The organism is Streptomyces sp. ADMS (genome assembly GCF_033441795.1).
GTDB lineage: Bacteria > Actinomycetota > Actinomycetes > Streptomycetales > Streptomycetaceae > Streptomyces.
Genome location: NZ_JAVFVX010000042.1, coordinates 13,235 through 29,746, shown reverse-complemented (window position 1 = coordinate 29,746; position 16,512 = coordinate 13,235). Strand labels below are relative to the sequence as shown.

Genomic DNA, 16,512 nt, shown 5'->3' with positions numbered 1-16,512 from the left:
CGTTTCCGTGTACGTGACACACGTGGGCGAACGCACAGCCCTCCCACAGAATGCGGCACTACGGTCCTGGCCTTGCCGTGCCCGCTCCGTGGGGAGTCGATTCATGACCGAGCACCTCGCACAGCAAGTCCCGCACCACCCGCCGTCCGTGTCCGGTATCCCACCGGAACACGCCCCGGCCGTCCATGCGTACGCGGACGCCTTCTGCGTGAAACCGCGCGACGCCACCGACCTGGCCGCCCAGGTGCTCGCCCGCGGCTCGCGGCAGCACGGTCCCGCCCTGCGCACCGCTCTCCTCGCCGACGTGCGGCGCACCGCCGACGGCTGGTTGCGCGACGGGCGGAGCGGACTACTGCGCCCGGAGTTCCGTGACTGGTCGAAACGGGCCGCCGACACCTACGGCCCCGTCGACACGCTGCGCGGGGTGGAGAACGCCTCGGTTCTGCTGGCCGCCTTCGAGCAACTGCCCGACCAGCAGCGGGCCGCACTGTGGCTGTGCCTGGCCGAGCCGGAGGAGACGGCGTCGGCGGCCAGGACCCTGAACACAACCGTGGAGTTCGCCCACTCTCTCGCGCAGTCGGCCCGCAGCCGCCTGGTCGACACCTTCCTGCGCGTACGGGCCGACCGCACCGCCGACCCGCAGTGCCTCCGCTACGGCAGCATGCTCGGCGCCATCGCCCGCGGCACCCATCGTGAGGCGCCCGCGGATCTCCGGCAGCACCTGCACACCTGCCGCTTCTGCGCCGTTGACCTGGAGCTGCTGCGCACGCTCGCGGCGGCCGGTGCGGAGGAGGTACGGCGGCTGCTGGCCGACCGTGTGCTGGTGTGGGGCGGGGCCGCGTACCTCAAGGCGCGGTCGGGGGGCCGGTCGCCGAGCGGCGAGCCCGTCACGCAGCCCACTCCGGCCACTCCGGCAGGGGACGGGGACCGCGGACCCGAGGACCGCAGACGCGGACGGCAGGTGCTCATGGTGGTGGTCGCGGTGGCCGTCACAGCCGCCCTGACCACCGGGGTGCTGCGGCTGCTGTCGGGGTCCGACGCCGCCGAGGGGGCCGAGCAGCCCCGGCCCACGGCGAGCGCCTCCGTCGCACCGTCCTCCGCGGCCGGTGCCACCACCGACACGATCACCCTCGAACACGTGTCCACCGGACGCTGCGTCACCGGCCCGGCCGGAAACGCCTCGCCGGGTTCCGGCCCACCCGCCGCCGATCCCGTCCTGACTGCCTGCGACGGCGGAGAGACCCAGGACTGGCGGGTCGTCCGCCTGACGGAGGGGGCGGTCGCCCTGGTGAACGTCGCGTCGAGGTTCTGCCTGGACATCGCCGGCGACCGGATCGCGGGCGACGGGATGCAGCAGCGGCCGTGCGCCTACGAGCAGGGCGCCGAAGCGCCCTTCCCGGAGGACCAGGCGTTCCTGCCGAGGGCCGCGACAGGCGACTCGTTCGTCCTGGTCTGTCAGGAGAACCCGGAGATCGCCCTCGGGGTGCGCTCCGGCAAGCTCTCGATGCGCTCAACGACCGTGGCCGACAACGCCGTTCGCTTCGTCTTCGCCGACGAGGCGGCGAACGCGCTGGGGCTGTGACGGCCCGGTGCCAGAATCTCCCCATGGCGGAAATCATCCAGAAGGACGGCACATGGGTCTTCGACGGTGACACCCTCCGGCTCACCCCGGGGCGCGACAAGAACGTCAGCCTGCTCCGCAGGGAGCTGGGCGAACTCGCGGTTCCCCTCCACGCGTTGGCCGGCGTCTCCTTCGAGCAGGGCAGAAAGTCGGGGCGTCTCAGGCTCCGGCTGCGCGACGGCGCCGACCCTCTGCTCCGGGCGACCGGCGGCAAGCTGACGGAGCCCAACGACCCGTATCAGCTGATCGTCGAGTCGGACCGCTACGGCGTCGCCGAGTACTTCGTGGACGAGGTGCGCAACGCGCTGCTGCTCGACGAGGTGCCGTCCGGCGCCGTGGACCGGTATCTGCTGCCCGGACCCGCCGTACCGCTGTCCGTGTCGGCCGGGGACGGCACCGCGACCTTCGACGGTGAGCACATCCGGCTGGAGTGGAACTGGAAGACGGAGGACGCGAAGGCCGCCGCCGGCCCCCGTTCCCTCGCCGTCGCCGACATCGCGGGCGTGGAGTGGCATCCGGCGGTGGGCCTGGAGAACGGCCACCTGCGCTTCGGCGTGCGGCACGCGCCGACCAAGGCCCCGCCGAAGTACGACCCCAACTCCGTCGAACTGTGGGGATTCAGGAAGGACCCGCTGATGGCGTTGGTCGCGGCGGCCGTCCAGGCCCGCCTGCCGCATCCGGCGGCGCCCGCGGCGGACGTACCACCGCAGCGGCCGAAGGAGATCACCACGCCGCCGGACGACATCGCGCCCCCCGCCGAACACGACCACGACGCCCAGCTGCGGCGGCTGCGCGAACTCGGTGAGCTGCACCAGTCGGGCGTGCTCACTGACGACGAGTTCGCGCTCGCCAAACAGGCGGTCCTCAAGCGCATGTAGAAACGCGTGCGGAAACACGCAACACGCCCCGGAGAACCGCCTGTCGGTGTCGCCCGTACGCCCCGCCTTCCGGGCATACGCGCATGCTCAGCGTACGCGGCGCGCGACCGTGAAGCAGAGTTTCAACAGTCCGCTGCCCGATATCGGGCAGGATTGTTGCGATTACCGGCGCTTTACCTCAGGATCATCGGGTGCACGACGAACTCGTTGATCATCTGATGCGTACCACGCCCCTGGGACGGGGCGAGGCGCTGAGGGTGATTCAGGACGTTCTCGCCTACTTCGACGAGACAACCGAGGATTATGTCCGTCGACGCCACCGCGAACTCCAGGGCCAGGGACTGGTGAACGCGGAGATCTTCGACCGGATCGAGGCGGACCTGAAATACCGCGCGGTCGCACCGCCGGAGCTCACCCTCCGCCAGCTGCGCCGCATGGTCTACGGCTAGACATCTACGTACGACAGGGACAGGGACACCTATACATGTGCGGAATCGTCGGATACATCGGCAGGCGTGACGTGGCGCCGCTGCTCCTCGAAGGCCTTCAGCGCCTGGAGTACCGCGGCTACGACTCGGCGGGCATCGTCGTGACCTCGCCGAAGGCGGCGGGCCTGAAGATGGTCAAGGCCAAGGGCCGCGTCCGGGACCTGGAGGCCAAGGTCCCCAAGCGCTTCGCCGGCACCACCGGCATCGCCCACACCCGCTGGGCCACGCACGGCGCCCCCTCCGACCACAACGCGCACCCGCACATGTCGACCGACAACAAGGTCGCCGTCGTCCACAACGGGATCATCGACAACGCCTCCGACCTGCGCAAGAAGCTCGAAGCGGACGGCGTGGAGTTCCTCTCCGAGACGGACACCGAGGTCCTCACCCACCTCATCGCCCGCTCGCAGGCGGACACCCTGGAGGAGAAGGTCCGCCAGGCGCTGCGGATCGTCGAGGGCACGTACGGCATCGCCGTGATGCACGCCGACTTCACCGACCGGATCGTGGTCGCCCGCAACGGCTCGCCTGTCGTGCTCGGCATCGGCGAGAAGGAGATGTTCGTCGCCTCGGACATCGCCGCGCTGGTCACCCACACGCGCCAGATAGTGACGCTGGACGACGGCGAGATGGCCACCCTCAAGGCCGACGACTTCCGCACCTACACCACGGAGGGCACCCGCACCACGGCGGAGCCCACCACGGTGGAGTGGGAGGCGGCCTCGTACGACATGGGCGGCCACGACACGTACATGCACAAGGAGATCCACGAGCAGCCCGACGCCGTGGACCGCGTCCTGCGCGGCCGCATCGACGACCGTTTCTCCACGGTCCACCTCGGCGGCCTCAACCTGGACGCCCGCGAGGCGCGCCAGATCCGCCGCGTGAAGATCCTCGGCTGCGGCACCTCGTACCACGCGGGCATGATCGGCGCCCAGATGATCGAGGAGCTGGCGCGTATCCCGGCCGACGCCGAACCCGCCTCCGAGTTCCGCTACCGCAACGCGGTCGTGGACCCCGACACGCTGTACGTGGCCGTCTCCCAGTCCGGCGAGACGTACGACGTGCTGGCCGCCGTACAGGAGCTGAAGCGCAAGGGCGCGCGGGTACTGGGCATCGTGAACGTGGTCGGTTCGGCGATCGCCCGCGAGGCGGACGGCGGCATGTACGTGCACGCCGGCCCCGAGGTCTGCGTCGTCTCGACGAAGTGCTTCACCAACACCACGGTCGCCTTCGCACTCCTCTCCCTGCACCTGGGCCGCACCCGCGACCTGTCGGTCCGCGACGGCAAGCGGATCATCGAGGGCCTGCGCAGGCTGCCCGCGCAGATCTCCGAGATCCTGGACCAGGAGGAGGAGATCAAGAAGCTGGCCCAGCAGTACGCCGAGGCCCACTCGATGCTCTTCATCGGCCGCGTCCGGGGTTACCCGGTGGCCCGCGAGGCCTCCCTGAAGCTCAAGGAGGTCTCGTACATCCACGCCGAGGCCTACCCCGCCTCGGAGTTGAAGCACGGCCCGCTGGCACTCATCGAGCCCGCGCTGCCCACGGTCGCGATCGTGCCGGACGACGACCTCCTGGAGAAGAACCGCGCCGCCCTGGAGGAGATCAAGGCCCGCAGCGGCCCCATCCTCGCGGTGGCCCACCAGGAACAGGAGAAGGCCGACCAGACGATCGTCGTCCCGAAGAACGAGGACGAACTGGACCCGATCCTGATGGGCATCCCCCTCCAGCTCCTCGCCTACCACACGGCTTTGGCTCTCGGGCGGGACATCGACAAGCCGAGGAACCTGGCGAAGTCGGTCACGGTGGAGTAGACGCCCGGAGGGACGCGCCCCAAAGGGCGCGGGGCTGTGTCGATTTGCGGCTCCGCCGCGTGGGCGCGACAGGCCCCCACGCACCCGCAGAGGCGCAGCGGACAGAACGGACCCCCCGTGTTGCCACCAGACACGGGGGGTCCGCTCATGTCGCCAGGGGTCGCCCGACCCCCGGCCTGCGCAGCTAACCGGTGGCCGTCACGCCCCGGCCGGCAGCACGTCGCGGCATGGCCGTAGGCCAGTGCGCCAGGGCCGCGGTCGCGGCGTACCAGGCGGCCAGGCCGCCCGCCGCCGCGAACCAACCGCCCACCTTGGCAAGCCCTCCAGAGTCCCCGAACCGCGCGATGGAGAGCAGCAACATCGCCACGAACAGCAGCCCGTACGCACCCCGGGTGAGCGGCGCCGAGGCGGACGCCCCCAGCGTCAGACTGAGCGCGACGAGCGCGAACAGCAGCAGGAACAGCCCCGCCGCGTTGGCGGAGACCTGGGAGTCGGCCCCGACCCCCCAGGTGAACCAGAACGCCCCGAGGGCGGCGAAGGCCGTACCGGTGAACGTGTCACGGTCGCGGAAGGCGAGCAGCCCGGCGATGAAGAGGGCGAGGCCGCCGACGTAGACGGCGAGTGAGACCGCGTCCGCGGCCGTCACGCCGCCGATCACTTCGGTGTGCCCGAGGCCGAAGGCCAACAGGGTGAGTCCGAGCGCGAGATGGCCGAGAATCGTGGTGGTGCTTCCCGCGGAGACGTCATTGTCCACGGCGGGCTCCCTTCGTGCATGTACTTCTGCAGCTTGTTCAGTGACCGGTATATGCCCTTCACAAGCGCACAAACACCTCTACGCGCAAGTAGGTTCACTCAGCGCAGAAAGGCGCGCCACATGGGAGTTGACGGTGCTCACCGCGCATCTCACGCAGGAGAGAGGGGAGTTACGGAATGACGACGACCGGTCGCTTGGCCCGCTTCGCGAGCCGCCCGGCCACCGACCCGAAGATGCGCCCGACGATGCCGTGCGTCGAGCCGACGACGATCGCGTCGGCCTCGTACTCCCGCCCCACCTCTTCGAGTTCGTGGCAGATGTCGCCGCCGCGTTCGACAAGGATCCAGGGCACCTCGGCCAGATAGTCCGCGCACGCGAGCTCGAGCCCGAGGACCTCGGTGCGGTGGTCCGGCACGTCGACGAAGACGGGCGGCTCACAGCCGGCCCACACCGTGGTGGGCAGCCGGTTGGCGACGTGCACGATGATCAGGCCCGAACCGGAGCGGTGAGCCATGCCGATGGCGTACGCGAGGGCGCGCTCACTCGACGTCGAGCCGTCGAAGCCGACGACGACACCGTGCTTGAACGCGGGGTCGCAGGACTGACGTGGTTCTTCCGCCGCCAAGGGCTCGGCCGCCGTGTGATCGGCGACGGGGCGCTTGCGGTCCGCGGGTTCCAGGAATTCGTGACCGGCCATGGGATTCTCGGCGTTTTGATCCTCGTGGTGGGACAACGTGATGTGGGACGACAGTGTGCGGCGGAGCTGTGTCCGGGAATCATCTTCCCAACCCCATACCCCCAAGGGTACGGCGGCACGCCTCCGTAGCCCACAGCCCGCACGTGCTCCGGACGGGTTCCAGGGAGCATGCACGAGGGGGCGCCCGTAACGCAATGGTTGCTGCCACGTACAGGCTGTTTCCACAGGGTTCGCCCACATCTCGCCCTCGTCGGTCATGCGCGCGCACACCTTCCGGACACCAGGAACCAGTGACCGACCAGTGACCGACCGCTCGAACAGGCGTTGAACCCCGTGACCCGCCGCCACAGGGAGCAGCCATGACCTCACCGACCCAGGACTCCGCGAGCGAGCTCGTCCGCTGGGCGGCCTTCAGTTGCGTCCTGGTCCCCCTGGTGCTCGTCCTCTACGGCACCTCGCTCGGCGGCGCGGCCGGTACGGCGCTGGGGCTGGCGGCCGTGACGGGGGCGTGCCGGGTGCTGCTGCGGCAGTCCGAACGCGGCGCCGCCCAGGTGTCGGCAGAAGATGCGGCCCCCCTCCGGGGGCGGCACGGCAGAACCCATTCGGGTACCCACAGGGGCGGCCGCCACTCCGGCGGAACTACACCGGTCGACTGACCTGTTTTCGCGCACGCGCCCGATGCTTTTCAGCCAACTTCCGGCCACCGTGCATCCCTTGGCCGGACAACCCCCAAACCCCTGTTCCACCTGCACTGAAAGGGTCCAGGCGGGCCCGCGCACCCTACGCGGATTGGCCACTACGACGAGGCGCACTTCCCTGCACGCCCCACGAGTGCAACGCTTCGTGATCGAATGCTTTACGCCAAGTTGCCAAGTCGACAATCCGCCGGGTGACCAACTGGTCACCTCGGCATCATGGGACACAGTAGATTCGATCTTGACTGTCTACGGCGGGGGACTCGTGCAGGACCGAGGGGAAACGTGCAGGAGCGACACAACCGAGGAGCCGCGACCACCGAGGGGGGCTTAGCAGTATGAGCCACGACTCCACTGCCGCGCCGGAAGCCGCGGCCCGGAAACTTTCCGGGCGACGCCGCAAGGAGATCGTCGCGGTGCTGCTGTTCAGCGGCGGCCCCATCTTCGAGAGTTCCATACCACTTTCGGTGTTCGGGATCGACCGCCAGGACGCCGGAGTGCCGCGCTACCGACTGTTGGTGTGCGCAGGAGAAGATGGCCCGCTGCGGACCACCGGCGGGCTGGAACTGACCGCACCGAACGGCCTGGAGGCGATCGCGCGGGCAGGCACAGTCGTCGTGCCGGCCTGGCGTTCGATCACCGCGCCGCCACCCGAGGACGCGCTCGACGCGCTGCGCCGGGCCCACGAGGAGGGTGCGCGGATCGTAGGCCTGTGCACAGGCGCGTTCGTCCTCGCGGCGGCGGGCCTGCTGGACGGCCGCCCGGCGACAACACACTGGATGTACGCACCGACGCTGGCCAAGCGCTATCCGTCGGTCCACGTCGACCCGCGCGAACTCTTCGTGGACGACGGTGACGTGCTGACGAGCGCAGGCACAGCGGCAGGCATCGACCTGTGCCTGCACATCGTGCGGACGGACCACGGCAACGAGGCGGCCGGCGCGCTGGCCCGCCGACTGGTGGTCCCGCCGCGCCGATCGGGCGGCCAGGAGCGGTACCTCGACCGGTCTTTACCGGAGGAGATCGGCGCCGACCCGCTCGCCGAGGTCGTCGCCTGGGCGCTGGAGCACCTCCACGAGCAGTTCGACGTGGAGACGCTGGCGGCACGCGCGTACATGTCCCGCCGCACGTTCGACCGCCGCTTCCGCTCGCTCACGGGAAGCGCGCCGCTGCAGTGGCTGATCACGCAACGCGTCCTCCAGGCCCAGCGTCTCCTGGAGACGTCGGACTACTCGGTGGACGAGGTCGCGGGCCGCTGCGGCTTCCGTTCGCCGGTGGCCCTGCGCGGCCACTTCCGCCGCCAGCTGGGCTCGTCCCCGGCCGCGTACCGGGCGGCGTACCGGGCACGCAGGCCGCAGGGTGAGCGCGTGCCGGACCCGGACGGAGCGGTGAGCGGGGAGCGTGGTGGCCCCGGCATGGGTACGCCGACGACGGCGGGCCAGGGACACGGGCACGGCCCGGGCCACGGCCAGGGCGGCCACGACCGCGCCCTGCATCCGGAGAGCCCGGTCCCGATCCAGGCACGACGTACGGCGAGTGCGGTCGGTCTGTCGGCGGAGCATGCGCGGGACCCGTACGTCGGGAGCCGCGCCAGTCTGCCGGGGCAGCGGAGCGGTGCGTAGATCGCGTAAGGGGTGACTGGTGAACGCCGGACGGGCCGGGGGTACGTTGCCCGGCCCGTCCGGCGTTCACGGGTGAGACCGATGCAGCCCAGGCCGTGTTTCCCACCCGCCACCCGTTTCCGGTCCGCTTGCCGCGCGCCCTCGGACTTCCCGGCGCCGCCCGGCACCTCTCAAGCGCCGGCCCGCACCCCCCGCCCTGGGGGCACCCCCTCTGGGGGAGTTCGAGGACAGGGCCCGTTCGGGGCCGAAGCGGGGGTCCGGGGGCGGCAGCCCCCTGCGATGCCCCCACCAGCGCCGGGTGCCCTACCCCCCGCCACAACCACACCGCACCACTGGTTCGCCGCGCGCCCGCTCCCCGTAAGGTGAGACGCATGAACGATCGCATGGTGTGGATCGACTGCGAGATGACCGGTCTCTCGCTGTCCGACGACGCGCTCATCGAGGTGGCCGCACTGGTCACCGACTCCGAGCTGAACGTACTCGGCGAGGGGGTGGACATCGTCATCCGTCCGCCCGACTCGGCGCTGGAGACGATGCCGGAGGTGGTGCGGCAGATGCACACCGCGTCCGGACTCCTCGACGAGCTCGCCGGCGGTACGACGCTGGCCGACGCCGAGGCGGAGGTCCTGGCGTATGTGCGCGAGCACGTCAAGGAACCGGGCAAGGCCCCGCTGTGCGGCAACTCGGTCGGCACGGACCGCGGTTTCCTGCTGCGTGACATGGGCAGCCTGGAGGCCTACCTCCACTACCGGATCGTGGACGTCAGTTCGGTGAAGGAGCTGGCCCGGCGCTGGTACCCCAGGGCGTACTTCAACAGCCCGGACAAGAACGGCAACCACCGCGCCCTCGCCGACATCCGCGAGTCGATCGCCGAGCTGCGCTACTACCGCGAGGCGATCTTCGTACCGCAGCCCGGCCCGGACTCGGACAGGGCCCGCACGATCGCGGCGAAACACGTTCTGCCCGCGGCGCAGTAGCCCCGTACGAATCCCGTACGACAGCCCTTGCGACAGCCCTGAGAAAGCCGGGCGCGAGCACCCCTTCGGACCCTGTACACTTTTTCTCGGCCGGTCAGGAAGACCACTTGGAAATCCTCACCCGGTCATGGTGGGTGTAGCTCAGCTGGTAGAGCACCTGGTTGTGGTCCAGGATGCCGCGGGTTCAAGTCCCGTCACTCACCCTGATCGACCAAGGGCTGACCCGTGAGAACGGGTCAGCCCTTGGTCGTGTCCGGCCTCTTGGGAACATTCATGGCCCCGCTGGTGACCTTCGCCCTCAGGACGACGTACGGGTCATCAGTTCCGTGGGCAGTACCACCTGGCGTCGTTCCAGTACCCGGGACGCCGTCGGGCGGCGGTCCGCCACCTCCTCCAGAAGGAGGTCGATCATCGCTCGGCCCATTTCCACTATCGGCTGGCGGACGCTCGTCAGGGGCGGGTCCATGTGGCGGGCTATGGCCGAGTCGTCGTAGCCGACCAGGGCCACGTCGTCGGGTATGCGGCGGCCCCGTTCGCGCAGGACCTGGCGGGCACCCGCCGCTGTCACGTCCGAGCCCGCGAAGACCGCGTCCAGGTCGGGGCAGCGGGACAGGAGGCGGGTCATCGCCCGGCGGCCACCCTCCTCCGTGAAGTCGCCCGGTTCGATCAGGTCCTCGTCCACCTCGTGGCCCGCCGCCTCCAGGGCTTCGCGGTAGCCGTCGACGCGGCGCTGGGCGCCGTACACGTCCAGGCGTCCCGTGATGTGGGCTATCTTGCGGCGGCCCCGGGACAGGAGGTGTTCGACTGCCTGCCGGCCGCCCCCGTAGTTGTCCGAGTCCACCGAGGTGAGGGTTTCCGCCTCCGACCTCGGGCCGCTGATCACCGCCGGGATCTCCAGCTGGGCCAGCAGATCGGGCAGCGGGTCGTCCGCGTGGACCGAGACCAGGAGGACGCCGTCGACGCGGTGGGCGGCCAGGTACTGGGCGAGGCGCTGGCGTTCCCTGTCGCTGCCCGCGAAGATCAGCAGGAGCTGCATCTGCGTGTCCGAGATCGCACCGCCCACACCGCGCAGCATGTCCGAGAAGTATGGTTCCGCGAAGAACCGGGTCTCCGGCTCGGGGACGACCAGCGCGATCGCGTCCGTGCGGTTCGCCGCGAGGGCGCGGGCCGCCGTGTTCGGGACGTAGCCGAGTTCCGCGACCGCCGCCTCGACCGCGGCGCGGGTCGCGTCACTGACCCTCGGCGAGCCGTTGATCACCCGGGAGACCGTGCCACGGCCCACTCCGGCGCGCGCGGCGACCTCTTCCAAGGTCGGTCGGCCACCACTGCGGCCCCGCGCTCCGTGGCTTGCCATCTGGCTCCGCCCTTCCACTGTCATCACCCTGGCCTGGAATCTAACAGTCCCGTCCCGGGGCACCTGCCACCACCGGGGCGGTCCCGGACCGACTCCCGCACTGGCCGATCTTCACCGGTGCGTGTCCCGTTCGTACCGTCCCGTCGAGTTAGTTAACAGGCCGATAACTGAAGGCACCTCCTGCTGTCCTCGCCCTTGACACCCCCGCCCGGACCGACGAACCTTCAACACATCACCGATGGGAGCGCTCCCACGGTACCTGACACATACACATCCCGCACGTTCCCCGCCCGAGCCGCCAGCGCTGAATCAAGACGAACTAACGGGCCCAACAATGCAGTTGGCCGGGGGGTCGGCACGTCAGGGCAACAGGAGGACGCAATGCGAGCACGTACCCGAACCGCCCGTCAGGCGGTGGTCCTCGCGGCCGTAGCGTCGCTGGGCGCCGGGCTACTGGCCGGCTGTGCCGACGACGGCGACAGCGGCGGCAGTTCGTCGTCGGACGGTGGCGGCAGCGGCAAGACCAAGATCACCCTCGGGCTCTTCGGTACCGCAGGCTTCGAGGAATCCGGGCTGTACAAGGAGTACGAGAAGCTCCACCCGGACATCGACATCCAGCAGACCGTGGTGGAGCGCAACGAGAACTACTACCCGGCGCTCATCAACCACCTCACCACCGGCAGCGGCCTCCAGGACATCCAGATGGTCGAAGTCGGCAACATCGCCGAGATCGTCGAGACCCAGTCGGACAAGCTGCTCGACCTGTCGAAGTACGGCAACAAGAGCGACTACCTCGACTGGAAGTGGCAGCAGGCCACCACCCCGGAGGGGCAGACGATCGCGGTCGGCACCGACATCGGTCCCATGGCCATCTGCTACCGCAAGGACCTGTTCGAGCAGGCCGGCCTGCCCACCGACCGCGACGAGGTCGGCAAGCTGTGGACGGGCAGCTGGGACAAGTTCGTGGACGTCGGCAAGCAGTACAAGGCCAAGGCGCCCAAGGACACCACGTTCCTGGACTCCCCCGGCGGTCTGCTCCAGGCGATCCTCAGCGGTGAGAAGGACCGGTTCTACAACGCCTCCGGCGACGTCATCTACAAGACGAACCCGGCCGTGAAGTCCGCCTTCGACCTCACCGCCCAGGCCGCCGAGGACGGGCTGATCGGCAACCAGACGCAGTTCCAGCCCGCCTGGGACACGACGATCGCCAACAGCAAGTTCGCGGCGATGTCCTGCCCGCCGTGGATGCTCGGCTACATCAAGGGCAAGTCGCAGCCGGACGCGGCCGGCAAGTGGGACATCGCCCAGGCGCCGAAGTCCGGCAACTGGGGCGGCTCCTTCCTGTCCGTGCCCAAGTCCGGCAAGAACGCGGAGGAGGCGGCGAAGCTTGCCGCCTGGCTGACCGCGCCCGAGCAGCAGGCCAAGCTGTTCGGCGTGCAGGGCAGCTTCCCGAGCACCCCGGCGGCGTACGACTCGGCCGAGGTGAAGGACGCGAAGAACGACATGACCGGTGACGCGCCGATCGGCACGATCTTCGCGGAGGCCGCCAAGAACATCCCGGTCCAGACGATCGGCCCGAAGGACCAGATCATCCAGCAGGGTCTGACCGACAACGGCGTGATCCTGGTGACCCAGGGCAAGTCCGCCGAGGAAGCCTGGAACACGGCCACGAAGACCATCGACAACAACCTGGAGAAGTGACCGGTATGGCCACCCGGCACGACACCGCCGCGCCCCCCGTGAAGGAGGGGGGCGCGGCCCCGGGCCGCCCGCCCGCGGACGGAGCGTCCGCCAAGGTCGACAAGCGCCGGGCCCGGCTGTCACGGCGCTGGCAGCGGGACATGCGCTGGAGTCCGTACGCGTTCGTCTCGCCGTTCTTCCTGCTGTTCCTCGCGTTCGGCCTGTTCCCGCTGGTCTACACCGGCTGGGCCTCGCTGCACTCGGTGGAGCTGACCGCACCCACCGACATGTCGTGGGTGGGGCTGCGCAACTACACGCGGATCTTCGACGACGACTTCTTCTGGAACGCGGCGCAGAACACGCTGACCATCGGGATCATCTCGACGGTCCCGCAGCTGATGATGGCGATGGGCCTCGCGCACATCCTCAACTACAAGCTGCGCGGCTCGACGTTCTACCGGGTCGCGATGCTCGCCCCGTACGCGACGTCGATCGCCGCTGCCTCGCTCGTCTTCGTCCTGCTCTTCGGCCGCGACTACGGCATGATCAACTGGGCGCTGAACATGGTCGGCATCGACAACATCGACTGGCAGAACGACAAGTGGCCGTCGCAGATCGCGGTGTCGACCATCGTCATCTGGCGCTGGACCGGCTACAACGCGCTGATCTACCTGGCGGCGATGCAGGCGATCCCGCAGGACCTCTACGAGTCGGCGGCCCTCGACGGGGCCAGCCGCTGGCGGCAGTTCCTCCATGTGACGCTGCCGTCGCTGCGGCCGACGATCCTGTTCACGGTGGTCGTCTCGACCATCGGTGCCTCCCAGGTCTTCGGCGAGCCCCTGCTGTTCGACGCGAACAAGGGCGCGTCCGGCGGCTCCCAGCACCAGTTCCAGACCCTCGGCCTGTATCTGTACGAGCAGGGCTGGGTGAACCAGCATCTGGGCCGCGCCTCCGCGATCGCCTGGACGATGTTCCTGATCCTCATCGTCATCGGGATCGTCAACTACGTCATCTCGCGCCGGCTGCGCGCCAGTAGTTAGGAGAACCGGCCGTGACGACGACACTGACCCCACCCTCCAACCCGCCCGAGCAGAAGAAACGGGAGCGGGTACGGCGCTCCAAGGCCGCGCGCGCCGGCGGCACCCTGCACGCCGGGCCGATCGCGTACGTCATCCTCGCCCTGTTCACCATCGGTTCGCTGTTCCCACTGGTGTGGACGGCGATCGCCGCCTCGCGCGACAACCAGCGCCTCGCGCAGACTCCGCCGCCGTTCTGGTTCGGCTCGGGCCTGTTCGACAAGCTCGAAGTCGCCTGGACGGACGCCAATCTGGGCGAGGCGTTCATCAACACCACGTTCGTGGCGGGCGTTTCGGCGATCACCATCGTCGTACTGTCGACGATCGCCGGGTTCGCCTTCGCCAAACTGCGCTTCAAGGGCCGTGGCGCGATGATGCTGATCGTGATCGGCACGATGATGGTGCCGCCGCAGCTCAGCATCATCCCGCTGTACATGATGGTCGCCAAACTCGACTGGTCCGACCAGCTCCAGGCGGTGATCCTGCCGTCGCTGGTGAGCGCCTTCGGTGTGTTCTTCATGCGGCAGTACCTGATCCAGGCGCTGCCGGACGAGATCATCGAGGCGGCGCGGGTGGACGGTGCGAGCAGCTGGCGCGTGATCTGGCACGTGGTCTTCCCGGCGGCGCGGCCCGCGATGGCCGTCCTCGGAATGCTGATGTTCGTGCAGACGTGGAACGACTTCCTGTGGCCGTTCCTGGTGCTGACCCAGAACGGCAACCCGACCGTGCAGGTCGCGGTGGCGGGCCTGGGCCGCGGGTACACCCCCGACCAGTCCCTGATCATGGCGGGGGCGCTGCTCGGCACGCTGCCGCTCCTGATCGTCTTCGCGATCTTCGGCAAGCAGATCGTGGGCGGGATCATGCAGGGCGCCGTCAAGGGCTGACCCGCTGTCCCGCGCAACGACTGTCGTACGGGAACCTTCCTGGGGGCCGGGTCACCGCCGCCTCGGCCCCCTCGCACTGTCCCCCCACTTCCCTCTCCTCAACCCGTCGGTCTCCACGACCTCCAATGGGAGCGCTTCCATGCCTGAGCCCGTTACGCCGGTGACTTTTCCTCCCGCCTTCCTCTGGGGCGCAGCGACCTCCGCGTACCAGATCGAGGGGGCGGTGCGGGAGGACGGCCGCACCCCCTCGATCTGGGACACGTTCAGTCATACGCCCGGCAAGACGGCCGGCGGCGAGCACGGTGACATCGCTGTCGACCACTACCACCGCTATCGCGACGACGTGAAGCTGATGGCCGACCTGGGCCTGACCGCTTACCGTTTCTCCGTCTCCTGGTCGCGGGTGCAGCCGACCGGACGTGGTCCCGCGGTCCAGCGCGGCCTGGACTTCTACCGGCGCCTCGTCGACGAACTGCTCGAACACAACATCAAGCCGGCGGTCACCCTCTACCACTGGGACCTTCCGCAGGAGCTGGAGGACGCGGGGGGCTGGCCGGAGCGGGAGACCGCGCTGCGTTTCGCCGAGTACGCCCAGATCATGGGTGAGGCGCTGGGTGACCGCGTCGAGCAGTGGATCACCCTCAACGAGCCCTGGTGCAGCGCGTTCCTGGGCTACGGCTCAGGTGTGCACGCCCCCGGCCGTACCGACCCGCTGGCCTCCCTCCGGGCGGCGCATCACCTCAACCTGGCGCACGGGCTGGGCACTTCGGCGCTGCGCGCGGCGATGCCGGCCCGCAACACGGTCGCGGTGAGCCTCAACTCCTCGGTGGTGAGGCCGCTTTCACAGACGCCGGCCGACCTGGCGGCGGTCCGGAAGATCGACGACCTCGCCAACGGTGTCTTCCACGGCCCGATGCTGCACGGCGCCTATCCGGAGACCCTGTTCGCCGCCACCGCGTCGATCACGGACTGGTCGTACGTCCTGGACGGCGACCTCGCGCTGATCAACCAGCCGCTGGACGCGCTGGGCCTCAACTACTACACCCCGGCGCTGGTGTCGGCGGCCGAGGAGAAGCCGAGCGGTCCGCGCGCCGACGGTCACGGGGCGAGCGAGTTCTCGCCGTGGCCGGGGGCGGACGAGGTCCTCTTCCACCAGTCGCCGGGCGAGCGCACGGAGATGGGCTGGTCGATCGACCCGACGGGCCTGCACGACCTGATCATGCGGTACACGAAGGAGGCTCCGGGCCTGCCGATCTACATCACCGAGAACGGCGCCGCCTACGACGACAAGCCCGAGTCCGACGGCCGTGTCCACGACCCCGAGCGGATCGCCTACCTCCACGGCCATCTGCGGGCGGTCCGGCGCGCGATCGCCGAGGGCGCGGACGTCCGGGGCTACTACCTGTGGTCCCTGATGGACAACTTCGAGTGGGCGTACGGCTACAGCAAGCGCTTCGGCGCGGTGTACGTCGACTACGCGACCCTGACCCGCACCCCGAAGTCGAGCGCCCTCTGGTACGGCCGCGCGGCCCGCAGCGGCACCCTGCCCCCGGCGAACGCCGAGTGAGCAGTCGGGAGCGGTGACCGGGGGCCGGGGCGCGGCATTGGAGGGGGATGCCGCGCCCCGGCCCGGCTTGTCCGGCGGACCGGGCGGGCGAAAAGCGGCGGTGACTCATCGACGCAGGTGGCCGGATCCCACGGAGACCTGTCGGGCGGAGGAGCCACCGGCATCCGCGGCTACCGACGCGGGCGACGCGTGCTGCACAGACGACGCGAAGCGGTACAGGGCGGACACAGGCAGCATGGGCTGCCAGGCTGCACAAGCAACGCGGGCTGCACGGGCGGCCGGGGCGGCACGGGCGGAACGGCCTGCACAGACGGCACGGGCGGAACGGCCTGCGCAGGCGGCTCGAGCAGCACCGGCGGCACGGGCAGCACAAGCGGCGCGAGCAGCACGGGCAACACCGGCGGC

At 69.7% G+C, this 16,512-nt stretch carries 14 protein-coding genes and 1 tRNA gene; 12 read left to right on the top strand and 3 right to left on the bottom strand.

Going from position 1 to position 16,512, the window contains the following annotated elements:
* Positions 1-103: 103 nt before the first annotated feature.
* The 4 genes from RB628_RS19705 (at position 104) to glmS (ending at position 4,801) form a co-directional block, all read left to right on the top strand.
* Positions 104-1,582 (top strand): RICIN domain-containing protein, encoded by a 1,479-nt coding sequence (locus tag RB628_RS19705; RefSeq protein ID WP_318321797.1) that lies wholly within the window; start codon positions 104-106, stop codon positions 1,580-1,582.
* A 23-nt stretch (positions 1,583-1,605) separates the two neighbouring features.
* Positions 1,606-2,499 carry a DUF4429 domain-containing protein gene (locus RB628_RS19700; RefSeq protein WP_318321796.1) on the top strand — a complete coding sequence of 298 codons (894 nt, stop codon included), beginning with the start codon at positions 1,606-1,608 and terminating at the stop codon, positions 2,497-2,499.
* Positions 2,500-2,690: 191 nt separating this feature from the next.
* A complete protein-coding gene (locus tag RB628_RS19695; protein WP_318321795.1) occupies positions 2,691-2,948 on the top strand; it encodes a hypothetical protein in 258 nt (85 codons plus the stop codon).
* A 35-nt stretch (positions 2,949-2,983) separates the two neighbouring features.
* Positions 2,984-4,801, top strand: a complete 1,818-nt coding sequence (glmS, locus tag RB628_RS19690) for a glutamine--fructose-6-phosphate transaminase (isomerizing) (protein ID WP_318321794.1) — start codon at positions 2,984-2,986, stop codon at positions 4,799-4,801.
* A gap of 184 nt (positions 4,802-4,985) precedes the next feature.
* On the opposite strand, the gene RB628_RS19685 is transcribed toward glmS, so the two are convergent.
* Positions 4,986-5,555, bottom strand: a complete 570-nt coding sequence (locus RB628_RS19685; RefSeq protein ID WP_318321793.1) for a GPR1/FUN34/YaaH family transporter — start codon at positions 5,553-5,555, stop codon at positions 4,986-4,988.
* A 169-nt stretch (positions 5,556-5,724) separates the two neighbouring features.
* A complete protein-coding gene (locus RB628_RS19680; protein ID WP_318321792.1) occupies positions 5,725-6,252 on the bottom strand; it encodes a universal stress protein in 528 nt (175 codons plus the stop codon).
* A 359-nt stretch (positions 6,253-6,611) separates the two neighbouring features.
* On the opposite strand from RB628_RS19680, the gene RB628_RS19675 reads away from it, so the two are divergent.
* The 4 genes from RB628_RS19675 to RB628_RS19660 all read left to right on the top strand — a co-directional run bounded on the left by RB628_RS19675 (position 6,612) and on the right by RB628_RS19660 (position 9,749).
* Positions 6,612-6,908 (top strand): hypothetical protein, encoded by a 297-nt coding sequence (locus tag RB628_RS19675; protein ID WP_318321791.1) that lies wholly within the window; start codon positions 6,612-6,614, stop codon positions 6,906-6,908.
* 377 nt (positions 6,909-7,285) lie between these two features.
* Entirely contained in the window at positions 7,286-8,569 is a 1,284-nt protein-coding gene (locus tag RB628_RS19670; RefSeq protein ID WP_318321790.1) for a helix-turn-helix domain-containing protein, read from the top strand.
* A 371-nt stretch (positions 8,570-8,940) separates the two neighbouring features.
* On the top strand, positions 8,941-9,546 hold the full coding sequence (gene orn / locus RB628_RS19665; protein ID WP_318321789.1) for an oligoribonuclease: 606 nt from the start codon (positions 8,941-8,943) through the stop codon (positions 9,544-9,546).
* 130 nt (positions 9,547-9,676) lie between these two features.
* Positions 9,677-9,749: transfer RNA gene (locus RB628_RS19660), tRNA-His, on the top strand.
* Between the two features lie 95 nt (positions 9,750-9,844).
* Here RB628_RS19660 and RB628_RS19655 read toward each other — a convergent pair.
* Positions 9,845-10,900, bottom strand: a complete 1,056-nt coding sequence (locus RB628_RS19655) for a LacI family DNA-binding transcriptional regulator (protein WP_318321788.1) — start codon at positions 10,898-10,900, stop codon at positions 9,845-9,847.
* A 381-nt stretch (positions 10,901-11,281) separates the two neighbouring features.
* Here RB628_RS19655 and RB628_RS19650 point away from each other — a divergent pair, with 381 nt between their 5' ends.
* From RB628_RS19650 to RB628_RS19635, 4 genes are all read left to right on the top strand, one after another.
* Positions 11,282-12,601 carry an extracellular solute-binding protein gene (locus tag RB628_RS19650; protein WP_318321787.1) on the top strand — a complete coding sequence of 440 codons (1,320 nt, stop codon included), beginning with the start codon at positions 11,282-11,284 and terminating at the stop codon, positions 12,599-12,601.
* Positions 12,602-12,606: 5 nt separating this feature from the next.
* Positions 12,607-13,620 (top strand): sugar ABC transporter permease, encoded by a 1,014-nt coding sequence (locus RB628_RS19645; RefSeq protein ID WP_318321830.1) that lies wholly within the window; start codon positions 12,607-12,609, stop codon positions 13,618-13,620.
* A gap of 11 nt (positions 13,621-13,631) precedes the next feature.
* Positions 13,632-14,540: a carbohydrate ABC transporter permease gene (locus RB628_RS19640; protein WP_318321786.1), complete on the top strand. Its 909-nt coding sequence runs from the start codon at positions 13,632-13,634 to the stop codon at positions 14,538-14,540.
* A 139-nt stretch (positions 14,541-14,679) separates the two neighbouring features.
* A complete protein-coding gene (locus tag RB628_RS19635) occupies positions 14,680-16,107 on the top strand; it encodes a GH1 family beta-glucosidase (protein ID WP_318321785.1) in 1,428 nt (475 codons plus the stop codon).
* Positions 16,108-16,512: the final 405 nt, after the last annotated feature.

What these genes read in the sequence shown, in the direction of transcription:
- RB628_RS19705 (WP_318321797.1), top strand. Translation starts at nt 104, where the DNA reads ATGACCGAGCACCTCGCACAGCAAGTCCCGCACCACCCGCCGTCCGTG.
- RB628_RS19645 (WP_318321830.1), top strand. Translation starts at nt 12,607, where the DNA reads ATGGCCACCCGGCACGACACCGCCGCGCCCCCCGTGAAGGAGGGGGGC.
- glmS (WP_318321794.1), top strand. Translation starts at nt 2,984, where the DNA reads ATGTGCGGAATCGTCGGATACATCGGCAGGCGTGACGTGGCGCCGCTG.
- RB628_RS19675 (WP_318321791.1), top strand. Translation starts at nt 6,612, where the DNA reads ATGACCTCACCGACCCAGGACTCCGCGAGCGAGCTCGTCCGCTGGGCG.
- RB628_RS19680 (WP_318321792.1), bottom strand. Translation starts at nt 6,252, where the DNA reads ATGGCCGGTCACGAATTCCTGGAACCCGCGGACCGCAAGCGCCCCGTC.
- RB628_RS19670 (WP_318321790.1), top strand. Translation starts at nt 7,286, where the DNA reads ATGAGCCACGACTCCACTGCCGCGCCGGAAGCCGCGGCCCGGAAACTT.
- RB628_RS19700 (WP_318321796.1), top strand. Translation starts at nt 1,606, where the DNA reads ATGGCGGAAATCATCCAGAAGGACGGCACATGGGTCTTCGACGGTGAC.
- RB628_RS19655 (WP_318321788.1), bottom strand. Translation starts at nt 10,900, where the DNA reads ATGGCAAGCCACGGAGCGCGGGGCCGCAGTGGTGGCCGACCGACCTTG.
- RB628_RS19650 (WP_318321787.1), top strand. Translation starts at nt 11,282, where the DNA reads ATGCGAGCACGTACCCGAACCGCCCGTCAGGCGGTGGTCCTCGCGGCC.
- RB628_RS19635 (WP_318321785.1), top strand. Translation starts at nt 14,680, where the DNA reads ATGCCTGAGCCCGTTACGCCGGTGACTTTTCCTCCCGCCTTCCTCTGG.
- orn (WP_318321789.1), top strand. Translation starts at nt 8,941, where the DNA reads ATGAACGATCGCATGGTGTGGATCGACTGCGAGATGACCGGTCTCTCG.